Source organism: Shewanella sp. NIFS-20-20, assembly GCF_019209865.1.
In the GTDB taxonomy this organism is placed as follows: Bacteria; Pseudomonadota; Gammaproteobacteria; order Enterobacterales; family Shewanellaceae; genus Shewanella.
The window spans coordinates 126,171-145,275 of the sequence record NZ_JAHUTT010000002.1 but is presented as its reverse complement, the minus strand read 5'-3'; the positions used below and the strand labels follow the sequence as shown (position 1 = coordinate 145,275).

23 protein-coding genes, 1 tRNA gene and 2 pseudogenes are annotated in these 19,105 nt (G+C 44.1%); 15 read left to right on the top strand and 11 right to left on the bottom strand.

From position 1 onward, the window contains the following. Nucleotides 1-222 precede the first annotated feature (222 nt). The 10 genes from KU855_RS01285 to KU855_RS01240 all read left to right on the top strand — a co-directional run bounded on the left by KU855_RS01285 (nucleotide 223) and on the right by KU855_RS01240 (nucleotide 6,867). Nucleotides 223-651 carry an AraC family transcriptional regulator gene (locus tag KU855_RS01285; RefSeq protein WP_218528528.1) on the top strand — a complete coding sequence of 143 codons (429 nt, stop codon included), beginning with the start codon at nucleotides 223-225 and terminating at the stop codon, nucleotides 649-651. Between the two features lie 284 nt (nucleotides 652-935). Further along, a complete protein-coding gene (locus KU855_RS01280) occupies nucleotides 936-1,076 on the top strand; it encodes a hypothetical protein (protein ID WP_218528527.1) in 141 nt (46 codons plus the stop codon). A 30-nt stretch (nucleotides 1,077-1,106) separates the two neighbouring features. Further along, nucleotides 1,107-1,244 carry a hypothetical protein gene (locus KU855_RS01275; protein ID WP_218528526.1) on the top strand — a complete coding sequence of 46 codons (138 nt, stop codon included), beginning with the start codon at nucleotides 1,107-1,109 and terminating at the stop codon, nucleotides 1,242-1,244. A 55-nt stretch (nucleotides 1,245-1,299) separates the two neighbouring features. Further along, complete coding sequence (locus KU855_RS01270) at nucleotides 1,300-2,535, top strand: hypothetical protein (protein ID WP_218528525.1); 1,236 nt, start codon at nucleotides 1,300-1,302, stop codon at nucleotides 2,533-2,535. After that, nucleotides 2,522-3,430 (top strand): hypothetical protein, encoded by a 909-nt coding sequence (locus KU855_RS01265; RefSeq protein ID WP_218528524.1) that lies wholly within the window; start codon nucleotides 2,522-2,524, stop codon nucleotides 3,428-3,430. Before KU855_RS01270 ends, KU855_RS01265 begins: the two co-directional genes overlap by 14 nt. Then, complete coding sequence (locus KU855_RS01260; protein WP_218528523.1) at nucleotides 3,427-4,380, top strand: hypothetical protein; 954 nt, start codon at nucleotides 3,427-3,429, stop codon at nucleotides 4,378-4,380. The genes KU855_RS01265 and KU855_RS01260 overlap by 4 nt, the downstream gene beginning before the upstream one ends. A gap of 1 nt (nucleotide 4,381) precedes the next feature. Continuing rightward, nucleotides 4,382-5,422: an alpha/beta hydrolase gene (locus KU855_RS01255; protein WP_218528522.1), complete on the top strand. Its 1,041-nt coding sequence runs from the start codon at nucleotides 4,382-4,384 to the stop codon at nucleotides 5,420-5,422. 148 nt (nucleotides 5,423-5,570) lie between these two features. Further along, nucleotides 5,571-5,936: a hypothetical protein gene (locus KU855_RS01250; RefSeq protein WP_371316303.1), complete on the top strand. Its 366-nt coding sequence runs from the start codon at nucleotides 5,571-5,573 to the stop codon at nucleotides 5,934-5,936. Nucleotides 5,937-6,057: 121 nt separating this feature from the next. Further along, a complete protein-coding gene (locus tag KU855_RS01245; protein WP_218528521.1) occupies nucleotides 6,058-6,552 on the top strand; it encodes a toxin-antitoxin system YwqK family antitoxin in 495 nt (164 codons plus the stop codon). A 66-nt stretch (nucleotides 6,553-6,618) separates the two neighbouring features. Continuing rightward, complete coding sequence (locus KU855_RS01240) at nucleotides 6,619-6,867, top strand: hypothetical protein (RefSeq protein WP_218528520.1); 249 nt, start codon at nucleotides 6,619-6,621, stop codon at nucleotides 6,865-6,867. A 93-nt stretch (nucleotides 6,868-6,960) separates the two neighbouring features. Here KU855_RS01240 and KU855_RS01235 read toward each other — a convergent pair whose 3' ends face one another. Further along, a complete protein-coding gene (locus KU855_RS01235) occupies nucleotides 6,961-8,280 on the bottom strand; it encodes an ammonia-forming cytochrome c nitrite reductase subunit c552 (RefSeq protein WP_218528519.1) in 1,320 nt (439 codons plus the stop codon). Between the two features lie 335 nt (nucleotides 8,281-8,615). On the opposite strand from KU855_RS01235, the gene KU855_RS01230 reads away from it, so the two are divergent. Together KU855_RS01230 and KU855_RS01225 are read left to right on the top strand one after the other, a co-directional pair. Then, entirely contained in the window at nucleotides 8,616-8,873 is a 258-nt protein-coding gene (locus KU855_RS01230) for a hypothetical protein (RefSeq protein ID WP_218528518.1), read from the top strand. A 90-nt stretch (nucleotides 8,874-8,963) separates the two neighbouring features. Next, entirely contained in the window at nucleotides 8,964-9,128 is a 165-nt protein-coding gene (locus KU855_RS01225; RefSeq protein ID WP_218528541.1) for a hypothetical protein, read from the top strand. Here the strand turns inward: KU855_RS01225 and KU855_RS01220 are convergent. Next, nucleotides 9,124-9,300: pseudogene (locus KU855_RS01220) on the bottom strand (type B chloramphenicol O-acetyltransferase); the annotation flags it as partial. The gene KU855_RS01225 and the pseudogene KU855_RS01220 sit on opposite strands and share 5 nt — an antisense overlap. A gap of 145 nt (nucleotides 9,301-9,445) precedes the next feature. After that, complete coding sequence (locus tag KU855_RS01215; RefSeq protein WP_218528517.1) at nucleotides 9,446-9,832, bottom strand: hypothetical protein; 387 nt, start codon at nucleotides 9,830-9,832, stop codon at nucleotides 9,446-9,448. Between the two features lie 96 nt (nucleotides 9,833-9,928). Between KU855_RS01215 and KU855_RS01210 the strand changes: the two genes are divergently transcribed. Next, nucleotides 9,929-10,957 (top strand): IS110 family transposase, encoded by a 1,029-nt coding sequence (locus tag KU855_RS01210; RefSeq protein WP_218528516.1) that lies wholly within the window; start codon nucleotides 9,929-9,931, stop codon nucleotides 10,955-10,957. Nucleotides 10,958-11,335: 378 nt separating this feature from the next. Here the strand turns inward: KU855_RS01210 and KU855_RS01205 are convergent, their stop codons facing one another. The 6 genes from KU855_RS01205 to KU855_RS01180 all read right to left on the bottom strand — a co-directional run bounded on the left by KU855_RS01205 (nucleotide 11,336) and on the right by KU855_RS01180 (nucleotide 15,335). Beyond that, nucleotides 11,336-11,641, bottom strand: a complete 306-nt coding sequence (locus tag KU855_RS01205; RefSeq protein ID WP_218528515.1) for a hypothetical protein — start codon at nucleotides 11,639-11,641, stop codon at nucleotides 11,336-11,338. A gap of 146 nt (nucleotides 11,642-11,787) precedes the next feature. Then, nucleotides 11,788-12,876, bottom strand: coding sequence for an SEFIR domain-containing protein (locus KU855_RS01200; RefSeq protein ID WP_218528514.1), 1,089 nt, complete (start codon nucleotides 12,874-12,876; stop codon nucleotides 11,788-11,790). A 218-nt stretch (nucleotides 12,877-13,094) separates the two neighbouring features. Next, nucleotides 13,095-13,484 carry a hypothetical protein gene (locus tag KU855_RS01195; RefSeq protein WP_218528513.1) on the bottom strand — a complete coding sequence of 130 codons (390 nt, stop codon included), beginning with the start codon at nucleotides 13,482-13,484 and terminating at the stop codon, nucleotides 13,095-13,097. Nucleotides 13,485-13,622: 138 nt separating this feature from the next. Next, nucleotides 13,623-13,952, bottom strand: coding sequence for a hypothetical protein (locus tag KU855_RS01190; protein WP_218528512.1), 330 nt, complete (start codon nucleotides 13,950-13,952; stop codon nucleotides 13,623-13,625). A gap of 89 nt (nucleotides 13,953-14,041) precedes the next feature. After that, on the bottom strand, nucleotides 14,042-14,503 hold the full coding sequence (locus KU855_RS01185; RefSeq protein ID WP_218528511.1) for a hypothetical protein: 462 nt from the start codon (nucleotides 14,501-14,503) through the stop codon (nucleotides 14,042-14,044). A 25-nt stretch (nucleotides 14,504-14,528) separates the two neighbouring features. Further along, the gene (locus KU855_RS01180) at nucleotides 14,529-15,335 is read right to left on the bottom strand and encodes a TIR domain-containing protein (RefSeq protein WP_218528510.1); all 807 of its coding nucleotides are present in this window, start codon (nucleotides 15,333-15,335) and stop codon (nucleotides 14,529-14,531) included. A 378-nt stretch (nucleotides 15,336-15,713) separates the two neighbouring features. On the opposite strand from KU855_RS01180, the pseudogene KU855_RS19040 reads away from it, so the two are divergent. Together KU855_RS19040 and KU855_RS01175 are read left to right on the top strand one after the other, a co-directional pair. Further along, nucleotides 15,714-15,965: pseudogene (locus KU855_RS19040) on the top strand (site-specific integrase). Beyond that, the gene (locus KU855_RS01175) at nucleotides 15,910-16,683 is read left to right on the top strand and encodes a tyrosine-type recombinase/integrase (RefSeq protein ID WP_371316302.1); all 774 of its coding nucleotides are present in this window, start codon (nucleotides 15,910-15,912) and stop codon (nucleotides 16,681-16,683) included. Before KU855_RS19040 ends, KU855_RS01175 begins: the two are co-directional and overlap by 56 nt. A gap of 185 nt (nucleotides 16,684-16,868) precedes the next feature. Here the strand turns inward: KU855_RS01175 and KU855_RS01170 are convergent. Both KU855_RS01170 and rpoD read right to left on the bottom strand, forming a co-directional pair. Next, nucleotides 16,869-16,945 (bottom strand) — tRNA-Ile (locus KU855_RS01170). Nucleotides 16,946-17,161: 216 nt separating this feature from the next. Beyond that, nucleotides 17,162-19,003: an RNA polymerase sigma factor RpoD gene (rpoD, locus tag KU855_RS01165; protein ID WP_218528509.1), complete on the bottom strand. Its 1,842-nt coding sequence runs from the start codon at nucleotides 19,001-19,003 to the stop codon at nucleotides 17,162-17,164. Between the last annotated feature and the right edge of the window lie 102 nt (nucleotides 19,004-19,105).

Sequence of the window (19,105 nt, the reverse complement as noted above, 5' to 3'; positions counted from 1 at the left end):
CTACTTTTGCACTTTGCCGCTCGTCACGGATGATGCTGAAATGCTCTTTGATGGTATCTATATTCATGGCAACTCCTCAAAAGAGGAGCATAAGATCACAGCTAGCTCATTAGGTCAATTTTGATTTGCCATTGGGCAAAAAACGTTCATGATCTGCCCCTGGTAGGGCTAGGCATGATTAGCACTGTGAAGAAATTTTCAGTTTTACATACTGAGTATCAAATGAAACAACATTGGGTGGCAGTGCCTCATAATTTATCACATCAACTTAGTCAATTATCATTTGCTTTCAGCCATTGCTCCTCGTCAGTTCGCAACCGAGCCGCCAAGGGCTCCATTGACGCCATCGCGCGCGTTATCGACGGGAGTTATTCAGATCCGCACTTTTCTGTGCTGCAGCTAGCAACGACCCTGGGGATGAGTATCCGTCAGTTACAACGAATTTTTCGGCAGCAAATGGCATTAACCCCCAATCAATTTATCCGCGATTATCGCCTGCATAAAGCCATCGGGTTACTCCGTTCCGGTTACCCTGTGACCACCGTACTCTATTCCGTTGGTTTTACATCACCGTCTTATTTTACTGAATGCTTTAAATCGCGTTATCAGATGACACCCTCCGAATACTGCCGCCTTCGTCATTTTAAATAGTAGATGAAGTAAGTCTTTATTTTTTAATTTCACAAACCTGTTAAATCTACTTATTGCGATAATTTTTTCACCTTTGGGGGCTAATATTTATCGCTATCTATGTTTGTCTGTATAAATATATTGTGGTGTCGCATATCTGTTATAAATGGCGCATTTGTTATATTGCGAACAAGTGGGTGTTTAGTTAAATTTAATTTGTCGGCGGAGATTGCTATTTAACAACATTAAGCATGACTTCCGGTAAATTAATTTATTACATTGAAAATAGATAAAGGACTGACATTATGAATAATGAAACTTTGCAATTTAACACCATCGAATTTAGCGCTGAAGAACTCGAATCACGTTTTGAAATGGAAGTGTTACCAGGTACCGACCCTGGTGACGAACCTGATTGGAAGTGCACTTGTACAATTGAAAATTAATTAGCCCTGTAGTGTGAATCGGAGAATGTCATGAATAATCAAGAAAATTATGAAATCATTGCGTTTAGTGCTGAAGAATTAGAATCCAGATTTGAAATGGAAGTGTTACCAGGTACCGACCCTGGTGATGAACCTGATTGGAAATGCACTTGTACGATTGAAAATTAATGGTCTTGAAATGTGAGGAATAGTTATTCCTCACATCTTTATTTTGGTTGCTATTATGAACATCATACAGCTCAAAAATAACATACATATTGAACCTTATTCGCGTCACTCATCGCGAGAGTCCAATGAATACTTGGTCCGGGTTGGCCCTGGGCATTTTGTGGTGTCCCAGCCTCTTAAGTACCTGATTGAAGCGCTACAACAATCGCCAGCCACTCTTGAGCAGTTGTCAGACGCTTTTTATATATTGTCTGGAGTCAAACAACAAGGATTGGCATTACACGCTATTGCCAAACAACATATCCCCAAAGCGTTATGGTTAGGGGAAGCTGATCCACAAGAAAAGCACCCGTTGATGTTTAATTTAGGCCTATTATCACCCCGCCAAGTGCTACGACTCACCAATAAGTTATTGTGGCTATTTAGTCCCATGATTGTGGTTGGCGCATTACTCGCATTTTGCTTGTTGCACAGTGTGGTCTTGTGGCAATTGCTAACCGATGGCGTGGGAGCATGGCAACAGACTCAACCTGTAGCGCTAATCGCAATTATTCTGCTTTGTTTTTTATGGCATGAATTGGGGCATGCGAGCGCTAATCGTAAATTTGGTGGCACCCCTGGGCGAATTGGTGTCGGTTTGTATGTGATTTTTCCAGCATTTTATGCCGATGTCACCACCAGTTGGCAATTAACCCGGATGCAGCGGGTTGTGGTGGATGTTTCAGGCTTGTACTTTCAAGCCATTGCTCTGATTTTTATCGATCTATATCAGCTTTATTCTCACTCTGCGACGGCGTTAAATATTGCCTGGCTCATCACCTTCGCCATGCTGTATACCTTGAATCCATTTTTCAAATTTGATGGTTACTGGTTATTGTCAGACTTGTCAGGGATCACCAATTTGCACCAGAAAATGCGCCAAACAGTGCGTGATTTAATTCATCCGTTGTTGCACGGGCGTAGGCCGATCTTGCCTGCAAATGATCAATACCTGTTATTGGCTTATAGCCTGTTGTCTCTAGCCTTCTTTAGCTTTTTTGTGGTGTTTCTCAGTCAGCAGCTGAGTCATATCGTTGCGACACTCCCGGCAGAATGCCGGCTGTGGTATCACTCTGTGACGACTTTTCAAGGGGCCGGAGACTACCTCTATGCCGCTTGGCAGTTAGTGACAATTGTGTTTTGGCCAGCCGTGTTACTGCTTGGGTTAAGTTTTTATTTGATGAAATTCATAGGCTTTATTTATCACGGGCTATTTAGTTCGCCCAAGGAGCTTGCTGATGATAACCACTAAATACCTTGGCCGAGTGAATCTATGGCAACGCTTATTTAATCGGCATTGTGCCGCAATAGAAGTGGCGATCGAACAGTGGCTCGAGTGGGGTAAATTGGACGCCAGTACAGACCAGCAACGATGTCGGGTCATCCGCGAGATGCGCAGCAGCCTTGCGGCGCTCTTAGCCCCGCCATCGGCGCCTGCGCACAGGGCTTTGCCTGTGCCTCTGGCGCACTTAACTCAACCATCACGGGTATTAATCGTGCAACCTTTCAGCCGTGATTTTATTGCCACGCTTAGTCAATGGTTAACCCATACTGACCATCAGTTATGGATGGTTCGGCCGTCTGAAAATTCTGCGCAATTGATTGAATTATTGGCGCAAACTAGATTGAAATTAGCAACAAAAGAGCAACTACCAAGGGAAATTGCGAACTCGGGTCAACCGTTGGTGGTGTTTTCGTGTCCTGAGTTTCATGAGCCCAAATTGAGTCAATGTTTGACCTTAACCTTGGCACAGCATAGTTACAGTTTCTCATTGTTTGAAGCCATGCTGGCCACACAACTCGGTTTGAGTGTTTACACGCCATCGCGCCAACATCAGCATCGCTGTTTAGACGCCAAACTCATTAATGACATCGGAGCGGCCGCTTATTTTCAACGGGCGCAGCAGGCCGTTTTACAGCAAATGCAAGAATGGATTAATCATGGCAGTCATCAGTTTTGGGATCACGCTGGGATAAATCAGCTCAGGAAAGACCAATTTATTAAACGTAGTCTCGGACGGGTGTTACGTCTTGAAGGCATCATTCATCAGCTCGATGATCGCCGCGATGGTAAAAAATTGTGGCAATTGAAACAGTCCCTTGCGGAACTTAAAGCCCGCTTACAACAGCCATCGGAGGTAAGATGAACATTCGCTATTGGTTGCTCGTCTGTCGCGCTCATGGCCTCGCGTTTTTTTATACTTTAACGGCTAAAAATAAAGCCAATATTGTGGCTGCGGCAGGTATCATAACATATCAGCAATCGCTGACATTGTTGTGCTATCGCCATCATTTTTCTATGACGATGTTTCGCTTACTCAATGATTATATTGATCGGCTGTCCCCCTCGGAAGTGATTGATTTTATACAGCGGCGAGTGGCATTTAGCGATGGGGCGCGTTGGCAAGCACTCCTTGACCGTCCGCAGGCCTTGTTGTTAGTCACCCCACATTATGGTCCGTTTGCTATCGGCTGTTTAAAGATTATTGCCGAACACTTGGGCGATCGTCATATTCACGCATTTTATGATCCGCCTGAAAAAAATCCGACGACGGCAATTTATCAATCATTATTAAGTAAGCTTGGAGGATTTACGCCAATATTTAATGACAGTCGAGGAGTGATTAAGGCATTAAGAGCATTAAAGCAGCAACACATAGTGAGCATGATGCCTGATGTTTATGACACGGACACCAATTCAATTTCAATTCCATTTTTTAACTATTTGACCTTAGCCAAAATTGGCACCGCCTTTTTAGCTCACCGAGCCAATGCTTTGATTGCCTGCACATATACCGAGGTTGGCTTCAATGGTGAAATAACCCTCACTCTGGCCTCGACGTTTTACCCCGCTAAGGCCGCAACAGAAGCCCAAGCCATTCGATTAACCACCATTAATATCTTTGATGATATGCAACGGCAAATCGCCAAGTCTCCTGCACATTGGATCTACCTGAGTCATTTAGGTGGCCGGCTGAGTTTTTCACTGGACTGTTTAGACCATGCCGCCGCTACTCACGCCGCCTGTCTTCCTTTACTCAATCAACTTGGGCTCGATAACCAGCTGATTGCCGATTTATTAACTCAAGGGGAATAACATGAATATCAAGACCATATCTATATTACTGCTGCTAGCTACTGGGCTAGGTTGTAGTAATTTAGAGATCAATGAAACGAATTTTATTCGTAATCGCAGTGACACCATTCTGTATACCTTAATCACTCAATCGCCACTGACGACTGCTCAATTGGCTGAAATTACTCAGTATTCTGAGGCCGCCATTGTGCGCTCGATAGCCGAACTCGAAGCAGACCAGCAAGTGGAACAGCATCAGTGTGCTCAACAAGCGTGTTGGCAGTTAGGCCATGAGTATTACAAACAAAACCAAGAGTATGCCGATAAAGTTCGCGGCTTTTCATTAGCAAAAATTGATGCTGACCTTCGCTCGCATCAGGTGTTGCAACACCGATTATCCGCAGGGACCATCTCTGTGGTGGAATTACGTGCCAAGCAGCCGCAAACCACCTTAGTCTTTTTTGGTGGCAATGGGTTTCGGATCAACCCCGAGCTCCTAGAAACCATTGCAAAATTATTGACGCCGACAACCAGTTTATTTGTAGCGGATTATCGCGGTATCGGCGCTAGCCATGGCACCCCTCAAGTTCAAGCAATACTCAATGATGTCAATGAGTTAATTACTTACGTGGATCAACGTCCTGATTTGGCCGCGACTAAAACAGTGTATTATGGCTTCTCATTAGGTAGCTTTGCCGCGGCCTATGCCGCCAATCATATCGTCCCCGATGGCTTAATTTTAGAATCAACGGCCACCAATATTGTTGATTGGATCAATGGTAATATTCCTTGGTACGGTCGACTGGTATACCAAGTGCGTGTTGGCGACGAATTAAAGGCGCTGGATAATATTGAACAAATTAAGAAGATTACCGCACCGATTTTATTTCTTAGTGGCGAACAAGACAGGGTTACCCCGATTGAAATGACACGAGAACTTTATGAGCATGCCTTATTATCACGGTTTCGAGAGTTACAAAGTTTTAGCCAAGCTGAACATGGCACCATTAATCAAATGCCTAATTATCAAGATGTGATCCAAGGGTTTTTGGCCAGATTGTAAAGCCAAGCTTGTGCTTAACTTGGCGTAGGACTTCGGGGCGATGCGATTTATTACATGGTTTTGCTCGTTAAGCAAGGTGGGGTTTGCTATGGTAGGGCTGTTTATCGTGTGATGATAGTAAACCGCTTACTGCACTAGGAGAAAACCATTGGCGATGGTACATGCTCAAATCGTTTCCACATTAAATCAATTACAGTGTCGTAGTAATTTTAACCTTCATCATGTCAGCGAATTTATGCTGCCTCATTCAAAAGAACCACTTTATTTACATCACCAAGGTCAGTTATCGACCTTGGTGATCCGTCCGGCCTTTGAAGTATTTGCTAGTGAATTAACCGGTATTGATGGCGTACATGGTCAATATGAATATTATCATAATGCCCAGATGACACGGTTTCCTACTCGTCAGCATAAAGGTATAAGTGAAACCCATTATGGTTTGGCTTTCACCTTTGATAACGAACATGCTTTAAGTGAATTTTTAACTCGGTTGATCAAGATTGTGCAAGGTTAACGGCTATTCATTAGCGAGACGCTATCCCTGAATGCTGCCAATGCCACTTGTACCCTCAGGCCATAGGCGTTAGGTGGGTGTTTTCACTTGACGATGGGGTCTACACCGATGAGGAGAGACAATGCCGCCGCTAAAATGGACAATAAAACGCAATAAAGAGGTGGTGTATCACGGCACCTTAAAGGCCATGACGCTGTTTACCGGTCAGGCGGTACTTATCGAAAAAAATGGTACCCTCTACGGTGAAGGCGAGTGCATTGATGGCATCAAAGTGGGGCCTTGGCGCCATTATCATGGCAATGGCCAAGTCATGTTGCAGGTAAACTTTGATGAGCAAGGGCGGGAACATGGTGAGAAATGCGGTTATTACCCCGATGGAACGCTCCACTATCACATGCACTTCGACCATGGGAGAACCGTGGCGCAAGCGCAATACTACTATGAAGATGGCGCGTTAATGAGTGAGACACATTACAACGAGGCCGGCCTGACCTTGTGGGTAAAAGAATACTATCCCGATGGCATTTTGCGCCGTTGGCAACAAATGAACGCCGGCAAACTGCACCAAGAACGCTTTTATCATCCCGATGGGCGGCTGTGGGCTGAAAAAGGCTAAGGTAACCCGACCGTCTATGGCGAGCCATGGCAATGATGGGCGTACCTAACCCAATGAGGTAGACAAATGGAAAACTGCGCTTGGATATTTGTTGGCAGTGGCCCCGAAGGCCAGGCACTTAAGATAAAAGGCATTAATGTGTGGCAGCATCAATGGCAACGAGCACCCCAGTCCAGTGCCGTGGTCAGCGACCCCAGTTATGGCCAGCAATATCAATTTGCTGTTTATCAGATAGTCGATGATGGCCACACCATTGAATTTGCCGCCGGTGAGTTTTCAAATAACGTCTGGGTTTTTTACGTGCCAGCGCCCTAATGGCGCAGCAAGCCGCGCCATTAGGGGGATTTATCGTTACCAGCCATCTGCGCGCCAGGCGAGATACTGCCCCGATGTGACGGTTTCCCGTGTTTACTCCAGCAACTGGCTGGCGCTCGGCCAGTGCTGATTGACCTCTTTTTGTAAGAATTGCTGCTTTTGGTCATTGAGTTGCTGGATGTTGAGACCAATAAAGGCTTGGGCATCCGCCTTTGAACCTAACGCGGGATACATGACCTCAGTGGCACCTATGCTGGCCAATTGCTTGGCTAGCTTGGCGCGCGCCATCTGCACTTGTCCCTGAGCTACCTGCAGCAATTGCATGGCTTCTTGGCTGTTGTGCGCATGGGCACCATGTGATGACACCACATAATCCCAGCGCCACTGAGCATGCCGAATGTCCAGCAGCGCGCTTTCTAACGCTGGCCATTGCAAGCCACCATCCCACGCGGCACCCGCCTCGATATGGGCTTTGACCAGCAGTTTTTCGACCGTGGTGCGCAGGTTATCCAGCGCCAGTTTATTGGTGTCGATTTGCTGATGTATTGCCGCGGCGCTGTCATGGCAGCCAGAGCACTTAGCCTCAAAGTTAGTAAAGCTACTGCTAATCTTGTGCTGGGTTGTAGTGGTGCCATCTTGCGCTGTGTGCTCGGCCATGTGGCAGTCAACACAACCAATATCATGTTGTGCGTGAACGCTGCGATTCCAATGTTCAAATTCAGGGTGGCGCGCTTTAATGAGGGGCACCCCAGAGATCGGATGGACAAAGTCAGAGAAGCGGCGAGTATCATAATATTTTTCTATGCTGTCAGCATCGTTACCGAAAATCCAAGGGATATTCACGGCATTGTTTTTTTCAGGCTGAAAGTAATAAGTGACATGGCACTGACCACACACTTGGGATGATTTAACCGCAGGACTTTGGGTGTCGAAAGGCAGACGGATTTTATTCATGGCATTGTGAGCATGCACTCTTGGCAGTGCCAATTCGGCGCTGCCGGGTTGGTGGCAATCTTGACAACCAACACTGACATCCATCGCGTGGGCTGTATCGGCAAAGCTCTTGCTAGCAAAGCCTTGTTCGCCTAACTCCTGGGTGAGTTCAACGGCTCCCGGCGCTTTACAGGACCAACAGCTAGCACCAGGATCGCCAAGGGCTTTAGTGCCGCTGCGCAATACGTGAGTGACATCGCTAATGGCAAACTGATGACCACGGGGGCTATTGTATTCTTTGGCGTAAGGCGAGCCGGCGTACAGCAGCACGAGATCGGGGCGTTGTGCCAGTAAATCGACTCTTTGATTTGACTGCGCGGTTGCTTGCCAACCCGCGTGGGCGAGTTCAACTCGACTATCGGCATTCGCCACGGCCGAAGAGGCGACCAGCCAAAGAAGACAAAGATAGGTGAAGTTCATAGAGACTGCTCGAAGGTTATTTTTATATACAATAACTTACGTTAACACCTCTTATTGATACCCCTTATGGCGTAACTCCCGATTAATGTGAGGCTTAACACTTTATCTGCTTATTTTGATTGTCTAGGTGTGACATAACGCTGAGTTGTGCGCAGCAAACTCAGCAGAGGAGATCACCCATCGCGCTGTAACAGCATCGACTAAGAGGCAAGTGCAAGCCTCGCGTGTATATTGAGTTTGCAGCAACGCTAGCGCTAGATTTTTAGGCGGCAATGGTTAAGATAAACATTGCCACATGATTGACGGTGGGTCAGATGACCCCTAGGGAGCGACACTTGTTTCAAACCCACTTGCAAGAAATGATTGAACTGCTTGAAAAAGGTGCTCACCATCACTGGGCACAGTGGTTTCGGCTGGCGCAGAAGTTATATCTAGACGGACAGTTAGACAAGTCATATAGCAAGGTGTTGAGAGCCTATGGTGGCATGGGTAGCTTTAATGATGTCTACTGGAATTTGAATGAGAACGACTTTGATAGGCTTGAGTATTTGCGGGGGCAAGTGTGGACGTACTCCAAAGCCAACCTGAACTAATCATGGCGCTCATGCTTATGCTAGTGCATGAGAGTTGCGGCGGCGCGCCAGCAAGTGTACTTACCTTAGTGGTGACTTCCAAGGGGAGCCATGTGTAACTGTAAAGCGCAAGCCGCGATCCTCGATATCAGCCACTTTCATTCAGAGTTTACAGCTAAACTAACCCTACTGGCGCGGGGCGATTGGCTGCTGTTAATGCGATGTCCCGAGTACCAGCAACTGTACACCCTTGATGAGTGGGACAAGTATCTATAATTAACTTATCAATATCAGTTCTATCCGGTAGCAAGTAACGAGCACACTCATCGAAACTATGATTATGATAATAGCCAGAATAGTAACTGTGCTCACCCACAATGATATTTGGGTTTGTGACTTGCTCTTTCAACGATTTACCCACAAAAGGGCTTTCAAAATAGTTGTTCAACTGACTTCCTCTTGAAAGCTTATAACGCCTGCAGCAACGGCAGACTTGGAGTGGAACGATTTGTGCGATAGTGGCGAAGCCACGCACAAATTGAGCCACGGAAAGGCTGTCCAGGGCACGTAGTGCCCGAGGTTGCCTGCACTTGTTAGGCCCAGTCTTCGTCGTGTGGCTCAAATTCACTTGGGCTTTTGATATAGCCATTCTCTAAGTCACTATTCATTTGTGTTTCAAGTTCAATCTCTCGCCAGAATTCAAATTTGGAGCTTAGTTCTTTTGAAGATATCTTTTTCGGTTTGTCAGTTTCAGTATCCAAAATAAAGAACGGTGTGCCACTATTTGACGCGTACAAGTTATAAATTGCGACAAGCTCCATTCTTTCAGTTTGCCATTCACTACCAAATATTTCGAATCGTCGAATTGGTTTTCCTTTTGACGAAGCCGCTTTGATTTCAGAAAATCCAAGCGAAGAAATACTCCTTAGAATCTTTAAATCAGAAGCACTGATATTTTTCTTTGGTATGACTTCGATCATATCTTTAGTGGCCTAACGAATGATATGGACTCCCCTTACCAATTGGCCACTTTGTGCCATATTGAAAGTGCAAACATTCAATCAAGGAGAGTCCATATGTCCTTAATTAAAGCAATTGGCATTGATTTAGCCAAATTAGTTTTTAGTCTTCATGGTGTAGATGAATACGGTAAAACCAAATTAAAGCAAACCGTTAAAAGAAACAAGCTGTTAGAGAAAATCGCTAACATTCCACCTTGTATTATCGGCATGGAAGCTTGCTCAGGTGCACACTATTGGGCAAGGGAATTCACTAAATACGGTCACGATGTGCGCATCATGGCATCTAAATTTGTTATCCCATACCGTCAAAGTGAAAAGAACGATGCTAATGACGCTGAAGCAATATGTGAAGCAGTAACAAGACCTAAAACACGCTTTGTCAGTATTAAAAGCGAAGAACAACAAGCTGTTCTATGCCTGCACCGTATCAGACAAGGTCAAATAAAAGACCGGACAGCAATGATTAATCGCCTTCGAGGCCTATTATCTGAGTTCGGTATCATCATGCCTAAAGGTCGCTACCCAGCTCAAAAACACATTGTTGGAATTCTTGAAGATACTAACAACGCTTTGCCAGCCCTAGCACGCGAATTACTCGATGACCTACGGCAAAGTATCAAATTACAAAACCAAGACATATTAAAGTCTGATAGAAAGCTTTATGCCCTTGCTAATCAAATGAAAGATGCCAAACGATTAATGACTATACCTGGCATTGGTGAAGTCACTGCGACAGCCGTTGTAGCCACTGTCAGCGATGCAAAACACTTTTCGACTAGCCGCCAATTTGCAGCGTGGATAGGCTTGGTACCTAAGCAGTATTCAACAGGCGGTAAGCCTACATTAGGCAGAATTAGTAAACGTGGTGAGAAGCATATCCGCACTTCATTAATACATGGTGCTCGCGCTGTCATCGCAAACTGTACTAACAAAATGGATAGAACCAGTTTATGGATTAAAGCGCTTATCGAACGACGAGGATTTAAACGGGCTGTCATCGCCCTAGCAGCTAAAAATGCACGCATAATTTGGTCTTTACTTCAATCGGGTAATGAATACCAAGTTAACTATGTAAAAACGTAAAAAGGTTTAACCAAAACGGTTAACCCCACCGAGTCGACGCATTAGCAATTGACGATAACACGGTCAGACCGAGAGCGATTGAATCTGGTTAGTTGGGAAGTACATCATTCTTGAAAGAGAAAGTAATACTGTTTAACGAATGAGATCTTTGCTCAAGCGCAAATCATCAGGGCGATAGCCAAAAGCTGTTTAGGCAGCAAGCTAATCAAACGCCGAATGTAGAGCTGCTGTCAGATCCACTGTTGTTGTCGGATTACTATTGCTTGACAAAGGGGAGTCCATGTAGCCCCGCTAAGGGGAAATTTATAGTTTGCTAAAATGTTGAGCGGAGCGAAAACAGCAAACTGTAAATTTTCCCTCTTGAGCGACTTGTTATGTTTACTTTTCTTGAGCCAAAACTTGCTCTAAATACGGTTTAATATGAGTGCTTTCCCTATTACCTACAATGAAATTTAGTATAAAAATGGAAAAAGCCATCCAAGCAATTATTAAATTAAAATCAAAAAGCACATAAATTAATATTGGTGGAACCACACAATACAGGAGAATTGAAAATACTCTATTACCTAAATTAATAGGGTGTTCTTTTCTATAAAGCTTAACCGCTTTATTTACAACTTTAACTTTCTCAGAATGTTTTAAGTTTCTAACTATATTCTCATCATAAAGCTTAAAATGTATCACTCAACCTCCTTGTAAACATAACGCCGCGTTAAGTGGTTAGCAACGCTACCACTGAACCTAACCATACCACCGTAAACACGAAACCCAACGATGACATGAAAAATGCCATGCGTTGGGAATCTGTCTTAAACGCTTTGTTATGTGATTTATGACTCAGAGCTAAATACTACGTAATCTGGGTCATTTTTGTCATCGATGATCTCTTTCTTCGTACGGAAATTTATGTTGTCCAATCGGATTAAGTTCTCAATATTTGGTGCTAGCTGACCACTCTTATCCATTTCTACGTTAGTGATAAAGAAAGTACCAAAACGCTCATAGAAGTACTTAAATAAAGACATACTTCTGTCATCACTTGGGTTCATTTCGTGATGGCGGCTAATCGTAACCATCAGTGACTCGTCAGGAACCATGCCTAACTGTTCCATCTTGTTGATAACAACTTTCCAATTAGAGCCAAAATGTACTTTGTAATCTTGAGGTGCGGCCTCAGATATCTGCTCGACAATACTAAGTCGTATCTCACCAGATTTGTCGTAAGCTCCAAACTGTTTTTTCAAACGTCGGAAAATTTCTGCACCAGCCTTATTGTTATCATAAACGAAACCAAGAATAGGTGGGTTTCTAAAGTCCATATCAGCAACCACAGACATTGCCTTCCATTGAGCTTTGTTCCACAAGTCAATATCTACGACTGAACTAATGAACATACTCTTACGCTCTTTCGCTTCTAGCGCTGGCGCTTCAATTGTCTCAGTAGGAGCTTCGCCTAAAGCAGGACGTTTAGATTGATTAAGCCCAAGCAGTCTATTCCTAAGCTTCACTTTTTGCGCCTCTTCTGAGACACAATAGTGAGTATATGGCTGCAGAGGTAATGGAATAGAATCTAGCGAGCTTCTATTGAAAACAATAGGGATGAATTTATCGTTCTGAGTGTTCAAATTGTAAAGCTGCTGAAGGATTAGATTAGTTTCCCACTTTACGCCTCCGCCCTCCGATTTACCTGAGAAGTCATTAGCACGCTCGTAGAAAAGTGGAGAGCATACGACCAAAACATAATCAGCTTCTTGTACTTGACGCATCATCCATTTTGGCCAGCCTTCAACTGGGGCTTCTTCATATTGGTCGATCTCAGCATCAATACCTTGGCTACGGAGGTAATTCGAGAATTCAAGCACTGAGTCTGATAGTTGTTCAGATTCATGCGCATAGCTGATAAATACTTTTTTAGTCATATAGTAACCACAACAAGGTAAAGGAGAATTGTATCACCTTAATAAAAACTCACCAGTTATTCTTGATTTGATTCAATCACATAACGCCCTGTTAAGGTGTGAGCAACGCAATGCGATGTTTCCGCAAACCACAAATGCCACGCGTTGCGAATCCGTCTTAAAGCGTTTGTTATGTGCCTTTTTTGAAGCCCAGACTATCCCTTTAAGTTCTATGTATCTTAACGTTTGCTCATTTGGTGGGCGAAGTCTGCTAAGATTTCCTCGTCAAAACCTTCATCGTAGAGGGACTCCATACTTTCTCTTATTTCAGGGTCAAGTGCTTGGGTCATGCCGGTGAGAACAGAATCTTCTTCTCCCATAACTGCATCCTTCAACCACTTATCGAAATAAGTCTCTATGACTTCTTGCCTCACTCTCTCCCACCATTTATCTCCGGAAACAGGGTGAATCCCTTTAAAGATATATCCTACGCGCTTACCGTTATCATAAGTCATCAAATATATATTCCCTACTGTAGGATTTGGATAGTTTCTATCCATAAGAGATTTCCATGACGCTAAATCTCCTTTTATTCCTAGAGGTGCTGGAATCCAAACAACCTTACTCATATATAGCTCCCAGTATGTAGCTTAATTTTTATATAAACACCTGCGTCTTCCGCGCGAAGCATATAACGCTTCAATAACCGGCGCAGCTTTGCTGCGTCCGGCGCCGAAGGCGCGTAGTTAATTGACTTGTTATGTGCATTACTCTGGCTTACCAAAGATGAATAAACATACAAAGAAAACAACAACGGAAACGATTGCCGAGATATAGCTTAAAACAAAAGGTAGTCGTAAACTTTCAGCAAATGCTTTTGCTGCTTCGTTATCTATTTCTTTGTATTGCCTTTGCATCAAATATTTATTAAGAGGCCATGCATTTATCAAGTCTCCATTACCCATTAGAGTTGGCTCACCTGAGTGTTCCCAAAGTTCAGGGTGCTTTTTCTTGCTGCCCCAAATAAACATCCAAGAAGTGATGCTCTCTAAAGTAAGACAAATTGCAAAAACTCCGAATGTAGACCAGAAGATCATTCAAACTCCATTAGCACATAACGCCCGCAGCATGGGCAAAATTGGAGCGCAGTGGAAATTTTGTCCCAATGCCTGCGCTTGTTAGGCATTTAAGCCACCACCTTAGTTAAAGTTCTTGGCTCAGAGACTATTTTATTTTCAGTTTTACCATGAAATGTAGCCATACCAAGCATGGTAGAACCATCATTTTGCACCATAAAAACATATGTCCCTGTATCGAATCCGACACCTTTTGCATCTTCAAAAGTTAAGGTGATTTGCTTACCGCAAGTAAAACCATGATATTTAAAGTGCCTCTCGGATTTTTTACCGTCACGCGTCTTAGTTCGGGTGCTTGAACCAGTTATGACACGGCCTTTTTGCTTTAGATGAATTTTACCCGCTTTTACAGTTTTACCATTTCGGACTTCTGAGATTTCCCAAGCTCCAGCGACACGGATGCCCTTATATAAACATTTGTCTTGAAAGCTAGGCCATAACCACTTTGTAACTGCCGCAATAATTATTGCAGTCACAATGCCTGCCAGTATGGAAATGTAGAATTCGATCATGCTTTTCTATTCCTTGGACTGGCGCTTAAAAAATGCTGCTAATTGCATAACCACACGCCTTCAACTCTTTGGCAACTTCAGTTTTCCAAGCACCATATTCATCTAGAGAAACATACACAACACCGCTAATGTCGTTTGGTGTTTCGATGTCACCTTTGACTAAGGAGCATACATTTTCTCGACCCAATTTAGCCATTAAGTACCCATGCTCAAATACTACATTTTGACGAGCCCTATTTTTTGGCGGTATTTTTGACTCATGAACGCCCCGACCATGATCGCAGGCTGTATATAGAACGAGTGCAAAATCTGCATCATTCGAATAGTGCTCGATTTTTTCAATGATGGTCATTCCTGAACTAGCCTGCTCATGCAATATGATGGCTTCTAAACCTAACTTTTCGACAAAGCGGCTAACTTCTTGTTTAGCTTCATTGTCACGCCCATGGACTATAAACACTTTTCGTTTATTTCTAGCCACCTTAGGTAGTACGGGTGTAACGCTTTGAGTAGGAACTTGCGGGCTAGGTTGCTGAATTGGCTGACCGAACTCAAGAGCATCTAAAAGAGGAGTAAATTGTTCAGATAGGAATGTTCGCCTTTCTGCGTATGTCTTAAATTTTGGCTGAATGAAACCCCAAAAAGAATCAAGATTGCGATGTTGGCGCAGCCAGCTGGGCAACATAGAAGATAAATTTGACTTACTTAATAATTCGTGACGAAGAACCTCAAATTCATGATCATCAGCCGCCAGCCCAGTTGCTCTAGCTGTGAGTAAGTTTACGAGGTAGCTTACTTTATCAAAATCACTTTCTAAAAACTCGATGCTCAACTTATGCGTCCTTAATTGTGCTCGATTCTGGATTTGAGCCTAACAGTGTATTACCCGGACTTCTCGTTAAACCCAAACCAGAAACAGCATCAGCATTTGAATGCTAAGGGTAAATAATTCAAATATTTCAACAAGGTAGCACTATTTCAAAACAGTTTTCAAGAGATTCTTCTCAAGAGAAAGCGAGACGTCGACATACCGAGCATACGAATGGCACGACATATCAATGCACCGTTAAATTAAAGCTATACTTTTCAGCTGATTACATATTTTATGGCGAAAAAAGCGAGACTTTGATGCGCGATGTTTAGCTTGTTTGCTGGATTTTTCAGCGCCTCATCATTATGACGGTGTGTAAACACAGCCCTGGTGACGAGTATGGCAACATCTCCCTTTATTGAATCAATCCGAGCGGAATTAAGGGATCGGCGGTATAGCCTGCAAACTGAGAAGGTTTATCTTTATTGGACACGACAGTTCATCTACTTCCACAACAAAAAACATCCAATTGATATGGGTAACTAAGAAATCGAACAATTTCTTTCTAGCCTTGCCAACATCCGCAACGTCAGCAGTGCAACTCAAAACCAAGCTTTGTGCGCTAATCTTTATATACAAACATATTATTAAGAGGGAAATTAATGGTTTAGCTTATTCCTTCACCAAAAAGCCTCAGCGGATGCCAACGGTGCTGAGTCAAGCAGAAGTGCAGCAGATTGTAGCCAACTTATCAGGTAAATATTGGCTTATCACAGCCTTACTTTATGGCTGCGTCTTAAGAATAAATGAGGCATTACAGTTGCGGATAAAAGACATTAATTTTGATCATCACACCTTGTTTGTTTTCAGAGGTATGGTGGTAAAGACCGGTATTCCATATTACCGCATTGCCAGTCTCGCTTATCCGAAAATATGGGAGTGCAGCTACAGATTTATCGTGGCAACATATTTCCCCATCATCAGTTCGCTGCTAGCACCCCAAAGATGGCTATGTTTGCCGGCACCACCTTCACCAAACCGCTTAGCGCAAGCAATTACGCCAAGCGGTATTGATGAGTGGTATAGCAAAACGTGTGACCTCACTACATTTCGTCATTCCTTTGCGACTCAGATTTTACGAAGCGGCGCCGATATTCGAACTGTTCAAGACTTGCTCGGACATGCTGATGTGAAAACAACAGAAATTTACACTCATGGAGTAGGTACAAGATTTGTTAACACACAAAGTCCAGTAGACCAGCTTATATGTGAAACTTTAAAACACCGTCACTTCCCACCATCTGATCTGTGGGCCGCAGATAGAGAAACTAAGGTTAACCTCTATGCTTTTTATGACACTGCGCGCTGAGCTAATACTTTAGGGCAACAAGGGGGCGTTATCTCAATGGAATGGCACGCTTGCTGGACGTTTTTACAAAACCAAGTGCGACCTATGTGCGACAGGGTCCAAAGTTCATAAAGCGGTGAGCGGCATCTATCAGGGTATAGATACAAAAAAACCCATGTTAACATGGGCTTTTTTGTGAAATTAGATGGTGGCCCCTCACAGACTTGAACTGTGGACCTAACGATTATGAGTCGTGTGCTCTAACCAACTGAGCTAAGGGGCCGGCTCGCGGTAATCGTCACTACCTTAAGCGCTTTGGAGTATACGAAGTTTCAAAAGCCTTGTCACCACCAAAACCTGAATAAATCCCGTATGTTGGTGTGATTGATTATCTGTTAAACAGTTACAGTCCCTTTTGAGTCTGGTGTTGTTAGATTCGTGGCATTAGGAAAATAAAAAGCCCCGCAATGCGGGGCTAGAGATTGGTATCGAAAACTGACTATTCGTCGAGGAACGATTTCAGAATTTCTGAGCGTGAAGGATGGCGTAATTTGCGCAAGGCTTTCGCTTCAATCTGACGAATACGCTCACGGGTTACGTCAAACTGCTTACCGACCTCTTCCAGAGTGTGGTCGGTATTCATGTCGATACCAAAACGCATCCGCAGTACTTTGGCTTCGCGAGCGGTTAAGCCTGCAAGCACTTCGTGGGTGGCGTTTTTCAAGCTTTCGCTAGTGGCTGAGTCCAGAGGTAATTCGAGGGTGGTATCCTCGATAAAATCACCTAAATGTGAATCTTCATCGTCACCGATTGGGGTTTCCATGGAGATAGGTTCTTTAGCGATTTTAAGTACCTTACGAATTTTATCCTCAGGCATTAACATGCGCTCGGCAAGTTCTTCAGGAGACGGTTCACGGCCCATTTCCTGCAGCATTTGACGTGAGATACGGTTCAGCTTGTTAATGGTCTCAATCATATGCACTGGGATACGGATGGTACGGGCTTGGTCAGCGATTGAACGCGTGATTGCCTGACGGATCCACCAAGTGGCATAGGTAGAAAACTTATAACCACGACGGTATTCAAACTTGTCTACCGCTTTCATCAAGCCAATATTACCTTCTTGGATTAAATCCAAGAACTGTAAACCACGGTTGGTGTATTTCTTGGCGATAGAAATTACCAGACGTAAGTTAGCCTCAACCATTTCTTTCTTGGCACGACGAGCTTTAGCTTCACCGATGCTCATGCGGCGGTTGATGTCTTTAATTGACTCAATCGACAGGCCGGTTTCTTGCTCAATCGTTTGCAGTTTGCTGGCGCAGCGCACTACGTCTTCTTCAACCATACGCAAGCCTTCTGCATATGGCTTATTAGCGGCTAATTCGGTGTTAAACCATTCGATGCTGCTTTCGTTGCCAGTGAAGGCTTTAACGAAGTTTTTCTTAGGCATCTTAGCTTGTTCAACACACAGCTTCAGAATGAGACGCTCTTGTACGCGAACGCGATCCATCATGGTGCGCATGCTTTTGACCAAACGGTCAAACTGCTTGGGCATCAAACGGAATTCTTTGAAAATTTCACCGATTTCGAATAACGCACGTACCGACTCCGGGTGATTACGACCTTTGGCGTCGATAATTTTCAGACCTGCTTCAAAAGCACTACGCAGCTGAGCAAAACGCTCGCGGGCTTCTTCAGGATCCGGGCCTTTGTTGGCCTCATCGTCATCTGAGCTGTCGTCATCATCGTCATCATCATCATCTTCATCATCTAAATCTTCATCAGATAATTCAGAACCAATGTGAGTGGCGGTCGGGGCAACGTCTTCTTCATCAGGATTCACAAATCCAGAGATGATGTCAGATAAGCGGATTTCTTCGGCTTCGTATTGGTCGTATTGCTCAAGGATCATGGCGATCGCTTGTGGGTATTCAGACACAGAGCTTTGTACTGTGTTGATACCGTCTTCAATACGCTTGGCGATAACGATTTCGCCTTCACGAGTCAGCAGTTCAACCGTTCCCATTTCACGCATGTACATGCGCACAGGATCGGTGGTGCGGCCTAATTCGCTTTCCACGGTTGCCAGTGCAGCCGCAGCTTCTTCAGCGGCATCTTCATCTGTGCTGTCTTCCGACATCATGATGTCATCGGCATCCGGCGCTTCTTCATAAACGCGAATACCCATGTCATTGATCATCTGGATAATATCTTCAATCTGGTCAGAATCGACCATGTCTGCAGGTAAGTGATCGTTCACTTCTGCATAGGTTAAATAACCTTGCTCTTTACCTTTGGCGAGCAACAGTTTGAGTTGCGACTGCGGAGTTTGATCCATAGATATCATCCAAGTTGGGTAACTGTTACAACGATGTACAGCACAGACAAGTCTGTGCTGCGCAAATCGTCAATTATAGCTATATAGTGCTGTCTAAGCTAG